General features: G+C 63.0%; 15 protein-coding genes. All 15 read right to left on the reverse strand.

Annotated features, from left to right (window positions below; translation table 11 throughout):
* Positions 1-116: 116 nt before the first annotated feature.
* Complete coding sequence (locus ADL22_RS35265) at positions 117-293, reverse strand: hypothetical protein (RefSeq protein WP_159048624.1); 177 nt, start codon at positions 291-293, stop codon at positions 117-119.
* Between the two features lie 14 nt (positions 294-307).
* On the reverse strand, positions 308-2239 hold the full coding sequence (locus tag ADL22_RS12280; RefSeq protein ID WP_066977110.1) for a hypothetical protein: 1932 nt from the start codon (positions 2237-2239) through the stop codon (positions 308-310).
* A gap of 316 nt (positions 2240-2555) precedes the next feature.
* Positions 2556-2951, reverse strand: a complete 396-nt coding sequence (locus ADL22_RS12285; protein WP_159048625.1) for a hypothetical protein — start codon at positions 2949-2951, stop codon at positions 2556-2558.
* A gap of 6 nt (positions 2952-2957) precedes the next feature.
* Entirely contained in the window at positions 2958-4949 is a 1992-nt protein-coding gene (locus tag ADL22_RS12290; protein WP_066977114.1) for a DNA polymerase, read from the reverse strand.
* 97 nt (positions 4950-5046) lie between these two features.
* Positions 5047-5853, reverse strand: a complete 807-nt coding sequence (locus ADL22_RS12295; protein ID WP_066977118.1) for a hypothetical protein — start codon at positions 5851-5853, stop codon at positions 5047-5049.
* Between the two features lies 1 nt (position 5854).
* Positions 5855-6088, reverse strand: coding sequence for a hypothetical protein (locus ADL22_RS12300; RefSeq protein WP_066977121.1), 234 nt, complete (start codon positions 6086-6088; stop codon positions 5855-5857).
* The gene (locus ADL22_RS12305; RefSeq protein WP_159048626.1) at positions 6085-6579 is read right to left on the reverse strand and encodes a MerR family transcriptional regulator; all 495 of its coding nucleotides are present in this window, start codon (positions 6577-6579) and stop codon (positions 6085-6087) included. The genes ADL22_RS12300 and ADL22_RS12305 overlap by 4 nt, the downstream gene beginning before the upstream one ends.
* Entirely contained in the window at positions 6576-7043 is a 468-nt protein-coding gene (locus ADL22_RS12310) for a hypothetical protein (RefSeq protein ID WP_066977127.1), read from the reverse strand. Before ADL22_RS12310 ends, ADL22_RS12305 begins: the two co-directional genes overlap by 4 nt.
* A 287-nt stretch (positions 7044-7330) precedes the next feature.
* Positions 7331-8947 carry a DEAD/DEAH box helicase gene (locus ADL22_RS12315; protein ID WP_324615540.1) on the reverse strand — a complete coding sequence of 539 codons (1617 nt, stop codon included), beginning with the start codon at positions 8945-8947 and terminating at the stop codon, positions 7331-7333.
* Between the two features lie 40 nt (positions 8948-8987).
* A complete protein-coding gene (locus ADL22_RS12320; RefSeq protein ID WP_159048627.1) occupies positions 8988-9968 on the reverse strand; it encodes a toprim domain-containing protein in 981 nt (326 codons plus the stop codon).
* Positions 9931-11208 (reverse strand): DnaB-like helicase C-terminal domain-containing protein, encoded by a 1278-nt coding sequence (locus ADL22_RS12325; protein WP_066977135.1) that lies wholly within the window; start codon positions 11206-11208, stop codon positions 9931-9933. Before ADL22_RS12325 ends, ADL22_RS12320 begins: the two co-directional genes overlap by 38 nt.
* A gap of 34 nt (positions 11209-11242) precedes the next feature.
* Positions 11243-11908, reverse strand: coding sequence for an ATP-binding protein (locus ADL22_RS12330; RefSeq protein WP_159048628.1), 666 nt, complete (start codon positions 11906-11908; stop codon positions 11243-11245).
* Entirely contained in the window at positions 11908-12453 is a 546-nt protein-coding gene (locus ADL22_RS12335) for a hypothetical protein (RefSeq protein WP_159048629.1), read from the reverse strand. Before ADL22_RS12335 ends, ADL22_RS12330 begins: the two co-directional genes overlap by 1 nt.
* A 422-nt stretch (positions 12454-12875) precedes the next feature.
* Complete coding sequence (locus ADL22_RS12340; protein WP_066977142.1) at positions 12876-13904, reverse strand: hypothetical protein; 1029 nt, start codon at positions 13902-13904, stop codon at positions 12876-12878.
* A gap of 89 nt (positions 13905-13993) precedes the next feature.
* Positions 13994-15688 carry a hypothetical protein gene (locus ADL22_RS12345; protein ID WP_066977144.1) on the reverse strand — a complete coding sequence of 565 codons (1695 nt, stop codon included), beginning with the start codon at positions 15686-15688 and terminating at the stop codon, positions 13994-13996.
* Between the last annotated feature and the right edge of the window lie 2 nt (positions 15689-15690).

Consider the following 15690-nt stretch of genomic DNA (forward strand, 5'->3'; position numbering starts at 1 on the left):
GTCACCAGCAATGTCCTTGCGGAGAGTTACTCCCCTGGATCACGAAAAAGTAAAGAACGTCAACGCGGAAAGCCCCCAGGGCATGTGAAGCCCGGGGGACTTTCCAACAGGAGTTGCTACGCTGTAAGTTCCACACCGACCCGGCGCAGCTCATCGATGATCTCGGTGAGCACCTGAACCCTCCCAGCGTCTTCCCCTGTCGCATAGGTCGACGACCAGTACTCGACGCGCTCTTCGAGTCCGGACGCGACTTCCTCAAGGACTGCCGCAATGGCCAGATGAATGTCCCTCACAGCTCCGCCACCTCCTATCTCACATCGCACCCGTTTGCCGAACAGGCGTACTCCTGGCTACCCGTGGTGTGATCAGACCCCTCGTAGAAGACGAGGTCCGACCACACCAGGCGGGGCATTTGGTCGGTGAGGTGACGGTACGTCGCGTAGTCGCATTCCTGGTAGGGCGCCTGTGCGTAGGTGTGGTCGGAGTACGGGAGGAAAGCGACACCCGACAGCTCATGCAGGTGCTTCCACACCCAGTCGCGGACCTCCTCCCATTCACTGCCTCGGACAGAGATGGTGACTGACGGCTTGTGCTCGCAGTAGTGACGCTGGTAATCGAGCCAGAGATCCAGATGTTGAATCGCGGAGATATTATCGCGTGTCCTCGAACCAGCTGCCGCCTGCTGCGGAAAGGAAAAAACAAGGTTCTGGTCGTTCAGAACGTCCATCTCATGCGGTACGCCCGCGTCGATCAGGAAATCGGAGATCGGGTCCTTGACGTCGCTGCGCACGGTGCGAACCCAGTAGCGGCTGTGCGGCGGATGCAGGCCCGAAGGCACATCCGCCATCTGGGACGTAGTACCTTCGGGCTTGATGGCGGTGATGGCGTCGGCAGCGGGGATGCCGAGCATTTCGGCTTCCAGCTCGTTCGCTACGCGGGCCTCATCGCGCAAAAGCTCCAGAACTTGGTTCTTCAGCTCCCGGCCGCGCCCGTCCGTCAGAAGCCGGTTGCCGAATATGCCGGTCATGGAGACGCCGAGCAGTCGCTCTTCCTCGGCATTGCGTGACCACTCCTCACGCAGGAAGGGGAAGCCGGTCAGGGTCGCCTGCCAGGTGCCGAGAATGGCAGCCAAAGTGATCTTGCGCTTCAGCTCGGCGAGGCGGTCCTGCGGACGCACCACGACGGTGGATAGATTGCAGAAGCTGCGGGGCCGGAGGATGATCTCCGAACACGGGTTGGTCCCGTATTCGATGCTGGGCTCCCGGCGGCCCCAGCGGGCCGCGATCCGGCGAGCGGCGTCCCGGTGGAAGATGCCGCGCTCCCCGCTCCCGGAGTCCTTGAGCATCCGCCACTCGGCGTCGAACTGCTCGCGGGTGACGCCGTCGTGGTAGACCGCGGAGTTGTTGGCCAGCTTCCGATAGGGATGGCTTTCCCACCACTCCCCCGACTTGGCCAGCGCCATCTCCTGGTCGTCGAGATCGGACAGGCTGATCAGCGCCGACCGGCGCACACCGCCAACCACGACCACCGACGCAATCTTGCACACCAGATCATGAGCCTCGATCGGCCGCAGCTTCCGGCCCTGGGCAACACGCAGCAACTCCACAGTGAACTCGAACAAATCCCGCAGCGGCTCAGGCCCGCTGGCCCGGCCTCCGAACGTCTTCAGGCGGGACCCTGCGGGCCGGATGCGGTCGTAATTGACGGTCGGTATACGTCCCTGGAGCCAGACCAGATCCAGTAGCTGGGCGTACGCCTCCGCCCAGCCCTGCTTGCTGTCCCCTACCCGCAGCACTGTGCTCAGGTCGAGTCGGGGGTGAGCGACGGGCGGCAACTTGTCGACGTAGCGCCGTTCCACGCTAAAACCGACCCCAGTGCCATTGAGCAGGATGAAGAGGACTTCCGAGAGGGATCGAATGTCATCGATCGGCGTGTAGGCGCAGTTGTACCCGGCGACGTTGGACAGATCGAGGGCTTCCCCTGCCGTCATCAGTGCGCGCATGGAGGGCAGCACCTCGTGGTTGAGTACGGCGTCGCGTAGCTGGTGGGCCAGCTCCTTCTCTGGGGTGTAGCCGTGCTTCTCCTTGAGGTGTCCCGTCATGAACTGGAAGAAGCGGTCAACCGTCTCAGTCCACGTCTCTCGGCGGCCGAGGTCATCGCGCCAGCGGGCGTAGCGGCTCTTTGCGATGTACGCCTGGTACGGGTCGGCGAGGTCGCCGTTGGTGTCGATGAGGGTCATGCGATGCCTTCGTTCCTATCCGACGCGGCCGATGATGGTGTTGAGTGAGGCGCTGCCTGAGATCTGCCCTCGGGCCGGGCGGGGCGGGCCGTCTGAGGAGGAGGCGATCATTCCCGATGTCGACTGGAGCCGGGGGTATCCGCAGTCGTAGCAGCGGTAGTTCTGCGTATTCGGCGCCGCCATGTAGTTCCCTGAGCGGCAGTTGGGGCACCGGGACATGTCGGAGGCTGACTGCGCCTTGAGAGGAGTCTGCTGTGCCTGCGCAGGAGTGGTCGTCGGCGGGGCGAGGGATCCGCTGACTGCTCGTGCCCAAAAACTACTCACCACAGCACTCCCCGATTTTCGTGTATCGAATGATCTTCTTGTCGAAGAGATTTGCAAGAATGGCGCTTGACGTTGCAAAGCAGAGGTCTGCCTGGTCGCGCAGAAACGCGTCCTTCTCTTCGTCACTCAATGAATGAAGGTCAGGGTGGTCAAGGATAACCTTGAACAGGCCCTGAGTGAGAAGATGCGCATATACACCGAGTAGTTCGCTCAGCGGTTCCACGGCGGCCGTGCGTCGTCGAGAGGCAGCGACTTCCATCGCCATTACTTCGGGGCTCCTTCCCGGCTGCCCCAGGCTCCTGAGACTGGCAAGCACCGCCGTGTCGACTTCCTTGCAGGCATCCATCAAAAGCTCTGACTGGATCGCCTCGAAGGAGATTTTGTTCATTCGCATTTACTTCGCCTCCGACCATCTGTCGCAGACCTTGACGTCTGCTGTGATAGGCACCTTGAGCATTTCTTGGATTCCGGGCCCTGTCATCGCCTTCTCAAGCAATACTGCCCCCTCTTCGACCTTGTCTTCTCGACAGTGCACAACTAGTTCGTCGTGGACTGTGAGTGAAAGTCGGAGCCATTCACTGTTTTGCTTGCACAGGTAACCCATCCGCACGATGGCCATTTTGTTGATATCGGCCGCTGAACCCTGGATGAGGCTGTTCAGACACTGCCTCTCAGCCTTTTCCCGGATCCAGTCAACTGGACTGGCAAGGTCAGGGAGGCGGCGCTTGCGGCCGATGAGTGTGCGGATGTGCGGTATCTCGCGAGTGAGGGCGTCCTGGATCAGCCAGCGGCGGAACTTGCCGACTTCTGGCATTTTTCGTTCCTGGAGTTCGAGGAACGCTTGGGCCTCGGCTACGGTGGCGCGCATCGACTTTGCGACCGTCGGGGCTTGGGCACCGAACAGGGTGGCAAAGGCGAGGGTCTTGGAGTCGTTGCGCTGGTCTTTCGTGACTCTCTCTGGGGGGACACCGAAAACAGCGCTCGCCGTTGCAGTGTGTGCGTCTATGCCTGCGTGGAATCCGTCGAACCATGCTCCGTAGCCGAGGAAATGGGCCATGACGCGCAGTTCGATCTGGCCGTAGTCTGCAATGAGCAGTTTCCAGCCTACTTCACGGAGGTGATCCTCCATGGCGACTGTCGCTCTTTCTCGCGGAGCGACGAATAGGCCGCGAACCGCCTTGCCCAGCTCTGTGTTGGGTGCTGGTACGTTCTGAAGGTTGGGCTCTGCTGAGGAGAATCTTCCGGATACGGTGCCGTACTGCTTGAAGGTGGGATAGATGCGCCCCTCGAAAATGATGGACGGTTTCCCAGCTGATTCGTCTCCGAGGTACCCGTGCACGTATGTGCCGAGGAGCTTGTTGACTTCCTGGTATTCGAGCAGTGCAGCGCAGACCGGATTGTCGTCGTGCTTCTTGAGTTCCTCGGCGTCGGCGCTATAGTCGTAGAGGGTGGGCGTGGCTCCCTCTCGCTTCTTCTTCTTTCCTCCCTTGGTCAGCTTGCTCGGTTTGAGGCCCTGGCCGCCGTCCCGCTTCTTTCCGAAGAGTATGTCTGCTTTTTGCTGGGTGGAATTGATGTTGAAGACGCGGCCCGCTGCCTTGTAGACCTGCTCCGTGATCTGCTCGATCCGCTCTGTGAGGTCGGTGTCGAGTTCGTGGAGGGCCTCTGTGTCGATTGGGGCGCCGGTGAGCGCCATGTCCAGGAGGATCTCTAGGACTTGCAGCTCCAGACTCATTGCCCGCGACAGGCCCTCTGCCTGGAGAAGGGGCACCATTCGCTGCCACAACAACCACGTGTACTTAGCGTCCAGGAGTGCGTAGCTGGCGACCTTGCTGAACGGGTGTATCTCAACCTTGCGGCCGACGTTCTCGGTGTCGTATTTGTGTCCGTAGGTCGCCTCGGTACGGGGCTTGAGGCCGTTGAGTCGGTTTTCGTCGAGCAGCCATGAGGCGACGAGAGTGCAGCCGTAGCGGGGGACGGGTAGTTGGCCGTCGTAGTATTTGGCTATGCTTACGAGGTCGAAGGCTGCCTGGTGGGCGATTTTGCGGTATCTGTCACCGAAGAAAAGAGGCTGGAGAGCTTCGAATACTTGGCTCGGCCTCAGCTGGGTGGGGGGCTCGTCCCAGACGGCTGGTATGGCCTCGAATTTCCCTGTGGCGGGGTTCTTTTTCCTGGTGGCCTTGGAGATGAGCGTGTCGCCGTTGGGGTGGCCCATAGGTATGACGATCGCGGTGCCGTACGTGGCCATGGAGAGCCAGGTGACCTGATTCTGGCTGGGGACGCTTCGGTGAGGGCCGACGGTCTCGACGTCAAAGGTGAATGCGTCATGCTGTCCGAAGTAGTCGACGGCGTCGGCGAGATCTTCCTTGTTCAGGATGATGTGGGGCATGTGGGTGCTTCCGGGTGTGAAAAGCCCGCCTCCCTATCCCGTCGGAACTGGAGCACGGGGAGGCGGGCTTGAGCGGACGCGCTTGCAGAGAGTTCGACTATTCGTCGTCCTCTTCCGTATCGTCCTCCAAGAGGCGGTGCACCACTCGCTTCAGCTCCTGGGGGCTGCTGAAGCGCTCCCACGGGTCGGTGTAGATGACCTCTTTGAGGGTTGTGAGGGTCTTGCTGTCGATCTCATCGACGTCCCAGTCCTCGTCGAGGTCTCGCGCCTTGACCGTCTCCAGGTGGTACTCGGTGCTAGTGCCCTTGCCTGTCTTAGAGATGGCGAAATACAGGTTGTCCTTGTCCAGCGGCCCCCTCTTGGGGTCGTCATTGATGGCCTTGAGCTTCCGGCCAATCTTTACGCCGACTTCCCAGACTCTGTGTTCCCACTCGTTGGTCGATTCGTTGAACAAAGCCACGTTGAACAGGGCCAGTTTGCGGGCGTAGTGGTCGAGGTCATCGCACAGCGGGCAGCTGTCCCCACCGCAGCGGAAGCTGCGCTTGCCTGTCTTGATCTCCTGAACGTAGTGCAGGCCGAAGGAGTCGAAGGGCGCGTCCTGGAGGATCTTGATGAGCTGCTGACTGTTGGTGACCCGCAGCTTGAGGGCGTTCTTGGCTTCGAAGTCGGTGTTGTTGCTGCTGCTGGCCGCGGCCTCGAACTCGTCCCACCCCGCAACAGCGCTGCGGCGGGCCGAATTGGTCCGGTGGCTGTGCTCCTCATCGGCCGCAGTCTCACTACGGCGGCGCTTGCGAGGCGCCTCGACGTTGTTATACGTCTCGTGGGGCGTGTCGTCGGCCGCGTGGCGGCGGCGCTTGGGCCGGGTGTCAATGTCATCAACGTCGAATGCGGCAGTGCGGGGCACGTCAGCTCCTCTTGGTGTGCAAGTTGGTCAGCGCGGGGTGGACATGTGCAACGGAGTTCTCTTCGGTGGTGAACTTCTTTGCAAACAGCCGTTCGCGGGAAAGCATCGCGTCGAGTGCGTCCTCAACGTCGGTGATGCTTTCCTCAACAGGGTCGAACTGGACGGAGGCAGTCACTTCGATGTGTTCGTAGGAGCCGAGATTGAAACGCTCGGTAACTTGCTTGGTGTAAATCACGCGGCGTCAACCCCTTCGGATGCCGAGAGGTCCTCGAATAGCTGGGCCACGCGCTCGGAGAACTTGGTAGCAGAGATCTGAATACCTTCGCCTTCGTGGTGGAGGATGCCCTCCTCCTCGGCGATGCGGATCATGCCCTCGATCTGGGCCCTGGTGTACAGCCTTCGGTTGCCGCGCTCAGTCTTTCCCCGAACCACGAAGGTAGGGGCGGGAATGATCCCCGTCCGTTCCCACTTGCGGATGGTAACCGGCTGACGGTTCAGCGCCATTGACAGATGACCGATGGAGTAGAACTCGTGGAGCACTCCGCCCACCCGGTAGACGCGCGGCTTGGAGTCCCAGAGAACTTCTGGCTTACTGGTCGGCTCGACCAGTCGCATCGTCTGCGGATCGATGCTGCGAATGCGTCTGGATGAGCCCGGGTAGTAACCAGGAGCCTGTCGGCTCTGGCCGCCTGCGATGACGGCGAATTCACGCTCCCAGCGGCTCACTTGCCCCCCACTCGCACAAAGGACCACACAGTCTTCTCCGGGAAGACCTGATCTACTTCTTCCTCGGTCAGGAGGCCCTCCTGAAAGAGGACGTAGACCTCCTGCGCGTCAAAGACAGGCCGAGGGGGGAAGAGACGGTCGTAGACGCTCTTCTCCTTCCCTATGCGGGAGGCCGCGTCCTCGTCCACCTCTCGGGTAACGCTCCGCTGATATTTGAGCCCAGTAAACGACTTCCCGCCCACCTCATAGGAACGGCCGAGGTCGAGGGCGTAGCTTCCCTTCTCGTCACGGACACCGAACTCCCGAAGGTCTTCGATCATCTCCTGCTTCAGGGAGTCGAGGAGCATCTGCTGAGCTGCTACGCGATCCCTGATCATGGCCCAACGGGCCGCTTTCCGCTGGAAATCGGACTCCGGAGTGTTGGCGCTGACGTAGCTCGCCAGAGGGGCGTCGCTGAACTCCATGGGATTCTCCCGCTGGTCGTTAGATGGCAGCGGCAGGGCATGTCCAGGCGTGCCATTGGCGGCCGTTGGCCTCCCCCTGCGGCTCTACAAGAACAGTACAACAGATGCACAGTTTCTCAACACCTTCACATCTGTTGAACACTTGTTGGTAGCTGCTCGGGGCGCGGTGCCCAAAGTGGCCGGGCGAGGACGTGCCAGTAGCAGGCGGAAACCGACTGTGCAGTCTTACGGGGGGAACAAGGCTTGCTGGCTAGTTCCCCGCGAGGAGAGGGTGCCGCGGACGTCAATCAGGCGGTGCGGCGCAGGACATCCAGAGACCGGACGAGGTTGGCGCGCAGGGACTCCACGTCAGCGAGCACCCGGCCGTCGTCGTCGGCGCCTCGGCCGTCCAGGATCGCCCTGGCAGTGCGGCGCTTGATCGCCAGGCGCTCCATGCGGCGTTCCTCGATCGTGTCCTGCGCCACGACGTTGACGACCTCTACCTCCTCGAAGAGGCTGCTGGCCCGGACATGGCGGGTGTTGCGCTGGTCCATGGCACCGCTGCTGTCGCGCTGGTCGTAGTTGAGCAGCAGACGTGCTTCGGGGAGGTCGAGGCCGTAGCCACCGGCATCGCTGGCGAGGAAGAGGCGGACATCAGGCTCGGAGGCGAATACGGCCTTCGCCTCTGCTTTCTCTTTCGCCGTCAGGTCTCCGGTGAAGTAGACGGCCGTCCACTGCTTCAGCTCGGCGGCCACCGCGGGCAACACGCCCTTGTTGAAGCTGAAGAGGATGACCTTGAGTGTGGGGTCGGCCGTCAGACGCTTCCGCAGGTAGCGCACCACCGCGTCGAGCTTGGGCGAGCGGGTGACGTCGTCGAGGATGCCCCGGTCGACGAGGCGTGCGGCGTACGTGCTGCCGCCGTCTCCAGCGGCGTGGGCGCCTGCCGAATCCCGCAGCAGCTCAGGGTGGTTGATGAGCATCTGAAGGGCGGAGAGCCGGGCCATGACGCGTCCCTGCACGGTGGTGCCGCTCTCCGCCCGACCGGCGTACACGGCGGCGAGGTCGAGGGTGCCGAACCCACCGAGCTTGTCGAGTTCCTTCAGCAGATCCTGGGCGATCTGCTCGTAGGCGGACAGGGTGCGTGGCCCGAGGCGGACCGGGAGGACGGTCTCCTTCACCTTCGGCATATACGGGGCCACGTCGGCGTCGCGGTAGGTACGACGGATCATGGCGTCGCTGATCTTGCTGTGCAGCAGCGGGAGGTTGCGGTACGCGACCGGGATGCCGGAGCGGGAGCGGTGGATGAACGCCTGGTCGAAGAGGTCCCAGCGGCCGAGCACGCTCGCGTCGATCCACTCGAAGATCGAGAAAAGTTCCTCGGGCTGGCCGTTGTCGATGACGGTGCCGGACAGGCCGAGCCGATAGCTGGCCGTCAGCCTCTTCAGCTTCTTCGACCGCTGTGCCCGGAAGCTTTTGATGAAGCTTGCCTCGTCCAGGACCACTGCGTCCGGCCGGATTTTCCGGACGCGCTTCCAGTCGTGGATGACGGCTTCATAGCTGACGATGACGTACTCGGGCCGCTGTGCCAGGATCTGCTCGTACTGCCGCTCCTTCTGCGCCTTGGAGCCGTCGACCACGACGCAGGCGGAGTCGTCTGGGACCACGACGGAAGCCCGACCCACCCGCCGCCGCTTGGTCGGCACGTCAGTGAAACGGGCGAGCGATTCGGCCCACTGCCATTTCAAGGAGGCGGGGACCACGATCATGCACGTGTCGACGTCGTCCTTGGCGAGCCACTCCTCCATGACGGCTATGGACAGCACTGTCTTGCCGAGGCCCATGGTGTAGGCGCACAGCATCGCTCCTCTCTCGACTATGCGAGAGAAATCGTCCTCCTGATATGGGTGCAGTTTTCCGGTGAACACCTGCTAAGGCTCGTCCTTAGCTCCGGACTTGTGTTAGTCGTTATGCCGCGCATTGCTTGAGGCGCCGACGGAGCGGCGTGTACGCAGCGTCGTAGCAGTCCCAGATCTCTTCGTCGGTCATCTCACCGGGATCTTTTGCTCCCGTGTCCAGATAGTTCCAGTATTTGAGCACGCTTCCTTTGCAGCGGTAGGAGTAGTAGAGCTGAGTGCGGGCAGACCGCCCGGCCGAATCGTTATCCTGGGCGAGGATGATGGTGTCTGCCATGCCGAGCGCCAGGTCCATCTGCGCGCGCGACGCGTGAGCGCCGTAGGTCGCCTTGCCCCCGTCGATTCCCGCGGAGTAGAGACGCACCGCGTCCAGAGGAGACTCCAGCAGCACGAGGGGGCCGTCGAAGTCGATGTGGGCGCCGAAGAGCGAGGTGCCCTTCGCTACGCCGTCGGGGTAGTTGCGGAAGTGGCGCTTGGACTTCTCCTGCCAGCCGAGCAGTTCGCCGTCCACGCTGCGGATCGGGAGTATCCAGCAGCGGCGGGGGCGGGTCAGGTCCCATCGGACCCCGAATTTCTCGCACGCGTCGAGCGTCAGGCCACGTTTGCGTCTGGCGGCTTCCGGCGGCGTGGTGAAGAGAACCATCTGCGCCTCGGACACCGGCTCCCCTGGTTCGACTTCGCTATGGCGGTCGTCTCCCTTGAGCAGCCGAAGAGCCCGGCCGATGGTGCCCTTCGAGGCGATCCATGCATTCGCGTGCGCCGAGTCGGTGCCCTGCATGTAGGCAACGAAACGAGCGAAAGATCCGGCCCAGTCGCAGGAGAAGCAGATGAACTGGCCAGAGTGGCTGTGGATGTAACAGGAGGGCCTGCGGTCGTGCTTGCCGGTGCGCTCCAGGTGGGCGGGGCAACGGAGTTTGTAGTTGTCGCCGTCGTCCCCCAAGACCTCGACGCCGAGGTCAGCTAGGGCAGAGAGTACGTCACCAGGGATGAGGTCGTCATGCCGCCTGGCGATCGAACCACTCGTCCGCCCCATCGTCACCTCCCTGCCCGTACCCGAAATCGACCTTGGCCTCCTGGAAAGTTGACGTCTCGTAATCCCACACGAGAAGGAATTCATCGTTGGGACAATTTCTGGAGGCCATGATCTTGAGCTTGGACTCCTTTGGGACGTCGGTGGCTTCCACACCGATCAGCACGTCACAGTCCTGCTCGAAGGCGCTGGTGTAACCGACGCTGCCTGCGGACAGACCGCCAGCGCCCAGCTTCGAGCGGAGGGACTGTGTGGTGACGATGACGGGGATCCCGCAAGCTCGCGCGAGTTGCTTGCTCCCACGACTGATGTTGGTGAGCGCCGAGTTCGTCATCTTCTCCCCCGTGATTTCATCGCGGAGAAAATAGATACCGTCGATGAGAACCACATCGGGCTTGACATCGTCGATCTTTGCCTGGATGGAGCCAAGGGTTGTGGTGGCCTTGACGTCCTCAGAGATGACGAAAGGTGTGGCGGCCTCTTCCATCTTGCGGATGGCTTTCTCCAGCCGCTTGAATTCGAGCTTGTCCAGGTCGCCGGACCGGAGCTTGGTCAAGGAAACCTTCGCCGCAATGGCGTCAACACGCTCGCTCAGCTCGGAGGCGATCATCTCGAAGGAGAAGACGAGCACCGTGTAGCCCAACGCGTTGATGTGCTGGGCCACCGTGATGGCGAGCTGCGTTTTGCCGGACTTCGCAAGACCGGTGAAAACGATGAGCTGACCAGGCTGAAGTCCCCCAGTGGCCTTGTCCAGCAAGTCGAAACCGGTGGGCAGCCCGCGGAGTTCGCCGTCGAGTTCCGCGTACTGCTGGTAGCGCTCCAGGCGCTCGTCGCCGGTCTGGGCCAAGTCGTAGTCGACGCCGGACGGCACGTCGTCCGCGATTGTCTGGAGCATCTCCCGGACCAGGCGCAGCGCTTCCTCGGTGTTGCCCTCCTCCCATGTCTCCGCGGCGAGGGTGAGGCCCTTCTCTGTGAGGGCGCGTCTCTTCGTCTCGCGGATGGAGTCGATCAGATACGCCAGTGGCTCTTCAACTTCAAGAAGCTTGAAGGTGGGGAAGTCCTTGCGCAGCACATCGGCCGTCGGGGCACAGCCGTATTCCTGTTGGTAGGCGAGCAGAGAAGCATAGACGCTTCGGCGATCGGGGTCGTGGAAGTGTCGGGGCTTGATACCTGCGGCGATGGCGCTGCGCAGGTCGCCGCAGGTAATGATTTTGGATATGAGCTTGTGCTCGACGTGCGCCAAGGCTGTCCGTCCGATGTGGTGGTCCGCTGTGAGTTCAGGTGCTTGCGGCGCGGTAGTCCGGGCCGCTGACGTAGACGATGTCGAACGCCTCCATGGCGAAGGAGGCGGTCGACTCGTCGTACACGGCGGCCCATTCGCCACCGCGCAGATTCGTGGTGATGATGGTCGGCAGCATGGCGTCGTGCCGGTGGCGCAGCAGAGTAGTGACCTGCTGCGCGGCATAGCCGGATGCGGTGCGGTGCTCCTTGCCGACGTCGTCGAGGACGAGCAGTGGCACGGTGTAGAGGCGCGTTTCGAGTTCGGCGAACCGCTCAGTCTCCGCGATGGCGGCCTCGCCGCCGAGGCCCTTGTCCACCTTGTTGTGCAGGGTGAAACTCTTGGTCTTGGACTGGACGTAGTCGGAGAAGCGGATGAAGTGTCCATCGACTTGGTACTTGCGGCAGATGGAGACCAGTGCCGCGCATGCCTGTGTTGTTTTGCCTCGGCCGGGCTCGCCCGAGAGCATCACGCCTCTGCCGAGTCGGGACCGGTCGCTGGGGAATTGGTGGAGCGGGGTGTCCTGGGGGATGTGGCGGTTGGGCCAGTCGAGGTGGAGGTCGATCAGTTCCTGGAACGGTTCGTCGAGGTCGCCGAGCCTGATTCCCCACGTACGGCCGGGCAGGCCCATCTGCCGCCAGTAGTAGGAGGAGTTGACGGTCATCACCGCCTCACCGCCGCGGCCCACGGGTCGGGCGTTGTCGGGTGGTAGCCGCCCCAGTTCTCGGTGATTTCCCGTGGGATGTCCAGCTGCTCAGCGGTTGCCCACGGGTCCGCCCTCGGCGGGGGCGCGGCTTGGGCCAGGAGGTCGTTGATGACAGCCCGGTAGAGGGTCCACGGCCTCTTCGCGGTGTGGTAGCGGGGGTTCGCAAAGAACTGGTCGATGCTGGCTTTGAGGGCGGCCGGGCCATGCCCGGCGTCGAATGCCTCGCGGAAGGTCTTGCCGAGCCCGCCTCGGTTGGTGTGGCCGATGAGGTGGTCGGCCCAGCGCGCCCGGGAGATGCACCGCGTCCAGTGGTTGACGAGGTCGTTGACCCCCCAGTCCTCCACCGGGCGTGCCAGGCCCTTCGTCGACTGGGTGTCTGCTGGCTCCGAAGGATTCCACAGGGTGTCCTGTACGGCCTGCATTGGGTTCAGGTCGTCATCGTCACGCTGTATTTTGCGGGGCGGTTTCTTCTCCAGTCGACGTGGCTGCCAGGAGCTGGTCAACGGTGCCTCCCTCTCTGCTGTGCGGTTTTGCGCGCTCCGCACACTACGCAAGGGATGAGAAACTCCTCAACAGGTGACCATCTTTTTGAGGGTAGTTGGTATACGTTCCCTCGCGAGCCGCTAGGCGAGTCGATAGGGGCGTAGCCCCTTGAGGGCTTCGCCCATCCTTCGCAAGCTCAGGAGCGATAGAAGAGGGAGGGTTCGGCTCCCGCGCAGTGGGTGATGGCCAAAGAAACACTGGGCCCATTGATTTCATTCCGTCGCGAAAAGTGACGCGCATCACACCAACTGCGGTGTTGTTTGTTGGTACGCAGCACGACGCTTGGCGCAATCACGTTTTCGAGAAGGGGGACCTTATTCTGGCCCGGTAAGCAAAAGAACCTCGGCTACCTCTCCCCGGCCGAGGTTCTTTTGCTATGCGTCTAACCCCTGTTGGGCTGATACTTGACCCACTTTCCCTTCGCGTGATCCATCACAATGTCGTGGATCTCCACGCCCTTACGCGGGCGCCCCTTAAGGGGGAGGTACTCCTCCAGCTCCTCGTTGTACCAGCCACGGCGTACCTCAACATCCGGTTCCGCGCCCGGTGCCTCCGCAGGGGAAGCCTTCGGGTCCGCTGCTGCATCGGCGTCAGGCTCCGCACTGCGCAGGGCCACCTTTATCTCGTAAAGTGCGTCGCGCTCCGCAGTGAGGTCTGCGGAGAGTGTGCTGTCCACGGTGATGAGGACGCTCTCGACGACCTCGGTGAGACGGCGCAGCAGCGGTATCAACTCCCCGGTAGCTGGGTCGCCTGCGGCGTGCGGCGCTTGTGAGCGGTGTGCCTCTGCGATGTCCGCGTCAATGTCCGGCGCGGCTTCCCCCGCAGACTTGCGCGTCGTAGGCATCAGGTCCTTGCCCTCTTCGGCAGGGGCGTCGTCTTCCTGGCTGGCGATCATGCGCTCGGCGGCGGCCTGTACCGGGTAGGGCATGAGAGCACATCCGAGGTCCAGCGTTTCGATTCCCGCCGTCGAGGCCGCGGTGATGAGTTCGTCGCACCCTGCGTTTGTGCCTTCGCCTCCGTTGGTGTCGGTCAGGATGAGCAGCGTCCGGTCGCCCTCCTGCTCACGGAGGTATGCGAGCATCTCCGCGTAAATCTCTTCGATGCCCTGGGATGCCTGCGCCTGTTCCGCATTTTCTACGATGAGCTTCACTCCCCGGTCATCGGTGTGGTTCTCCGCGTAGATAGTGGTGTAGTCGATGTTCGCGCGGCCTGTCCAGTTGTATACGTGCTGGAGCGTCCTCGAAATAAGGTCAGGGTGAGCCGGGAAAACGAAATGCGTATCCCGTGCGCGCTGGGTGGGTACGAACTTCTCGCCGCTTTCTTCGTAGCCAAGCCAGTCGGTCAGTAGGTCGTAGACGGCCGCCTTGCTGATGGCTCCGGTTCCGGCGATGGCCACAGTGCGCTGAGTCATGCTGCTCCTGAGTCAGAGGGAAAGCTCCACCCTGGATTTTATGCCTTCCTCCGCGATATCTTCTCAATTTTTAAGGGACGATCTGATGCTTATGCCTGTGGTGCACTGGCGTAGCGCAGGTCGTACGGTGTGCCGTGCTCGATGTGATCGCCGAGGACCTCGGCCAGTCGACGCTGGAGTGTGCGGCGCTCGCGGTAGTAATGCGACCGGGCGTGCTCGGTGACATCCCAGTCCTCCCACAGGTAATCCGGGTTCTGGCCGCTGCCGTCGAAGTACGGGCGCAGCACGTCGCCCTCCTCCAGGAGCACGTCATCGAGGTAGAAGGAGCAGACGGCGCCACTGTGGTACGTCTCAGGGTCAGGGCCCACCCACGCGGACACCCAGCGGTGCACGCCAGGCGGTGGGGTGAATATGTGGGAGATCCTGACCCAGTCGCCCTCCGTTCTTCCACGTGTCTGGCGCGCTTCCGCCGTGGATTCGCCCGGGTAGATCTCGCGCACCAGCCCCTTGCCAGGCACGTGAGTTGTGATTTCCACCCAGAGGCGGACAGGCACCGTGCTCTGCGGCTGTTCGGCGACGTACGCGGACAGGGTGTGTGGACGCCCCATGGTGATGATCTCCAGGGGGGTGGCGGCTGCTTGGGAGCTGGCGCTGGTGCCCAGTCCGATACGTGTGCCGGGCGCGGGCGGGTCGGTCGGGGACGCCGTCGCGGCGAAGCTCGCTGCGCCCGGCCGTGCTCGGCCGGTGGAGGACTGGATGGTGACTGTGCCTGGCTGGGTGCCTGGGAGGTAGGTGAGCCAGCCTGCGGCGTCGTTGGTGAGGGAGGGGTTGCGGGCGAGGTTGACGCGGTTGGCCCGCAGGTTGATCGTCAGGTGGCGGGCGGCCTGGTATGGCTCGGCGGGGCGGTTTGTTCGCAGGGTCTGGTAGCGAAGGCCGAACGCGTCGCAGTGGAAGGGCTGCGTGGTTTGCAGGCGGATGGTGACTGCGGCGTAGCGGGCGTTCGCCGGGGGTGTGGCAGTTCCTTGGTACGACGACCAGGCCCAGGCGCCGTTGGTGGTGAAGGTGGTGACGGTGCTGGTGCTGAGCAATGCCTGATCGGCGCCGTAGAAGTGGACCAGCAGCTCGCCTGGGGTGGGTGACTCCGTGGCGACGGAGCCGTTGGCGATCAGGGAGCTGTTGGTGGTCTCCAGGCGTGCCAGGGCTGCCGCGGTGGGTTGCGGCCCGGCCCAGGGTGCCTCAGTCGTCGGCTCGCACCTGAGACTGCGTGCGCCGACCAGGGCGCGGTCGGTTGACAGGGCTGTGCGGCACGTCGGGCCGCTGTAGCAGCAGGAGGTGAGCTGGTAGGCGGCGTCGCGGGGCAGGATGTTGACGGCGTTCTGCCGGGTGACCATCGCCGATCCCACCTGTATCTGTGCTCCTTGGGCGAGGGCGGGCAGTCTCAGGCGCACCTCGGCGTAGCGTGCGGCCGGGTAGGCGCTGTTTGCGGCGGGCACGGTGGTGGTGAGGGAGGCTCGCCGCCAGCCGTTGTTGGTGTCGGTGACTGCTGCGTTGATGACTTGGAGCGCTGCGGGGTCCATGCGGGCCGTGCGGACGGTCTCGGCGGTGGTGTTGTACTGGGCGATGCCGAGGTCGCTGTACGAGGCGCCAGGCCCTCCGGAGGCGACGAGAGCCGATCCGCTGATGGGTGCGATCAACGTGCCCTCTAAATCGTTTGTGCGGGAGGCGAGTCGGGCGGTGGCATGGGGCTGGAGCAGGGCCTGGTCGGTGATGGGCATGGTCGTCATCA

It is taken from the genome of Streptomyces sp. NRRL F-4489, assembly GCF_001509485.1.
Taxonomy (GTDB): Bacteria; Actinomycetota; Actinomycetes; order Streptomycetales; family Streptomycetaceae; genus Streptomyces.

Excerpts from the sequence above, each read along its gene's own strand:
- ADL22_RS12320 (WP_159048627.1), bottom strand. The coding sequence starts at position 9,968 with ATGGGGCGGACGAGTGGTTCGATCGCCAGGCGGCATGACGACCTCATC.
- ADL22_RS12345 (WP_066977144.1), bottom strand. The coding sequence starts at position 15,688 with ATGACGACCATGCCCATCACCGACCAGGCCCTGCTCCAGCCCCATGCC.
- ADL22_RS12280 (WP_066977110.1), bottom strand. The coding sequence starts at position 2,239 with ATGACCCTCATCGACACCAACGGCGACCTCGCCGACCCGTACCAGGCG.
- ADL22_RS12310 (WP_066977127.1), bottom strand. The coding sequence starts at position 7,043 with ATGGAGTTCAGCGACGCCCCTCTGGCGAGCTACGTCAGCGCCAACACT.
- ADL22_RS12290 (WP_066977114.1), bottom strand. The coding sequence starts at position 4,949 with ATGCCCCACATCATCCTGAACAAGGAAGATCTCGCCGACGCCGTCGAC.
- ADL22_RS12330 (WP_159048628.1), bottom strand. The coding sequence starts at position 11,908 with ATGACCGTCAACTCCTCCTACTACTGGCGGCAGATGGGCCTGCCCGGC.
- ADL22_RS12285 (WP_159048625.1), bottom strand. The coding sequence starts at position 2,951 with ATGAACAAAATCTCCTTCGAGGCGATCCAGTCAGAGCTTTTGATGGAT.
- ADL22_RS12340 (WP_066977142.1), bottom strand. The coding sequence starts at position 13,904 with ATGACTCAGCGCACTGTGGCCATCGCCGGAACCGGAGCCATCAGCAAG.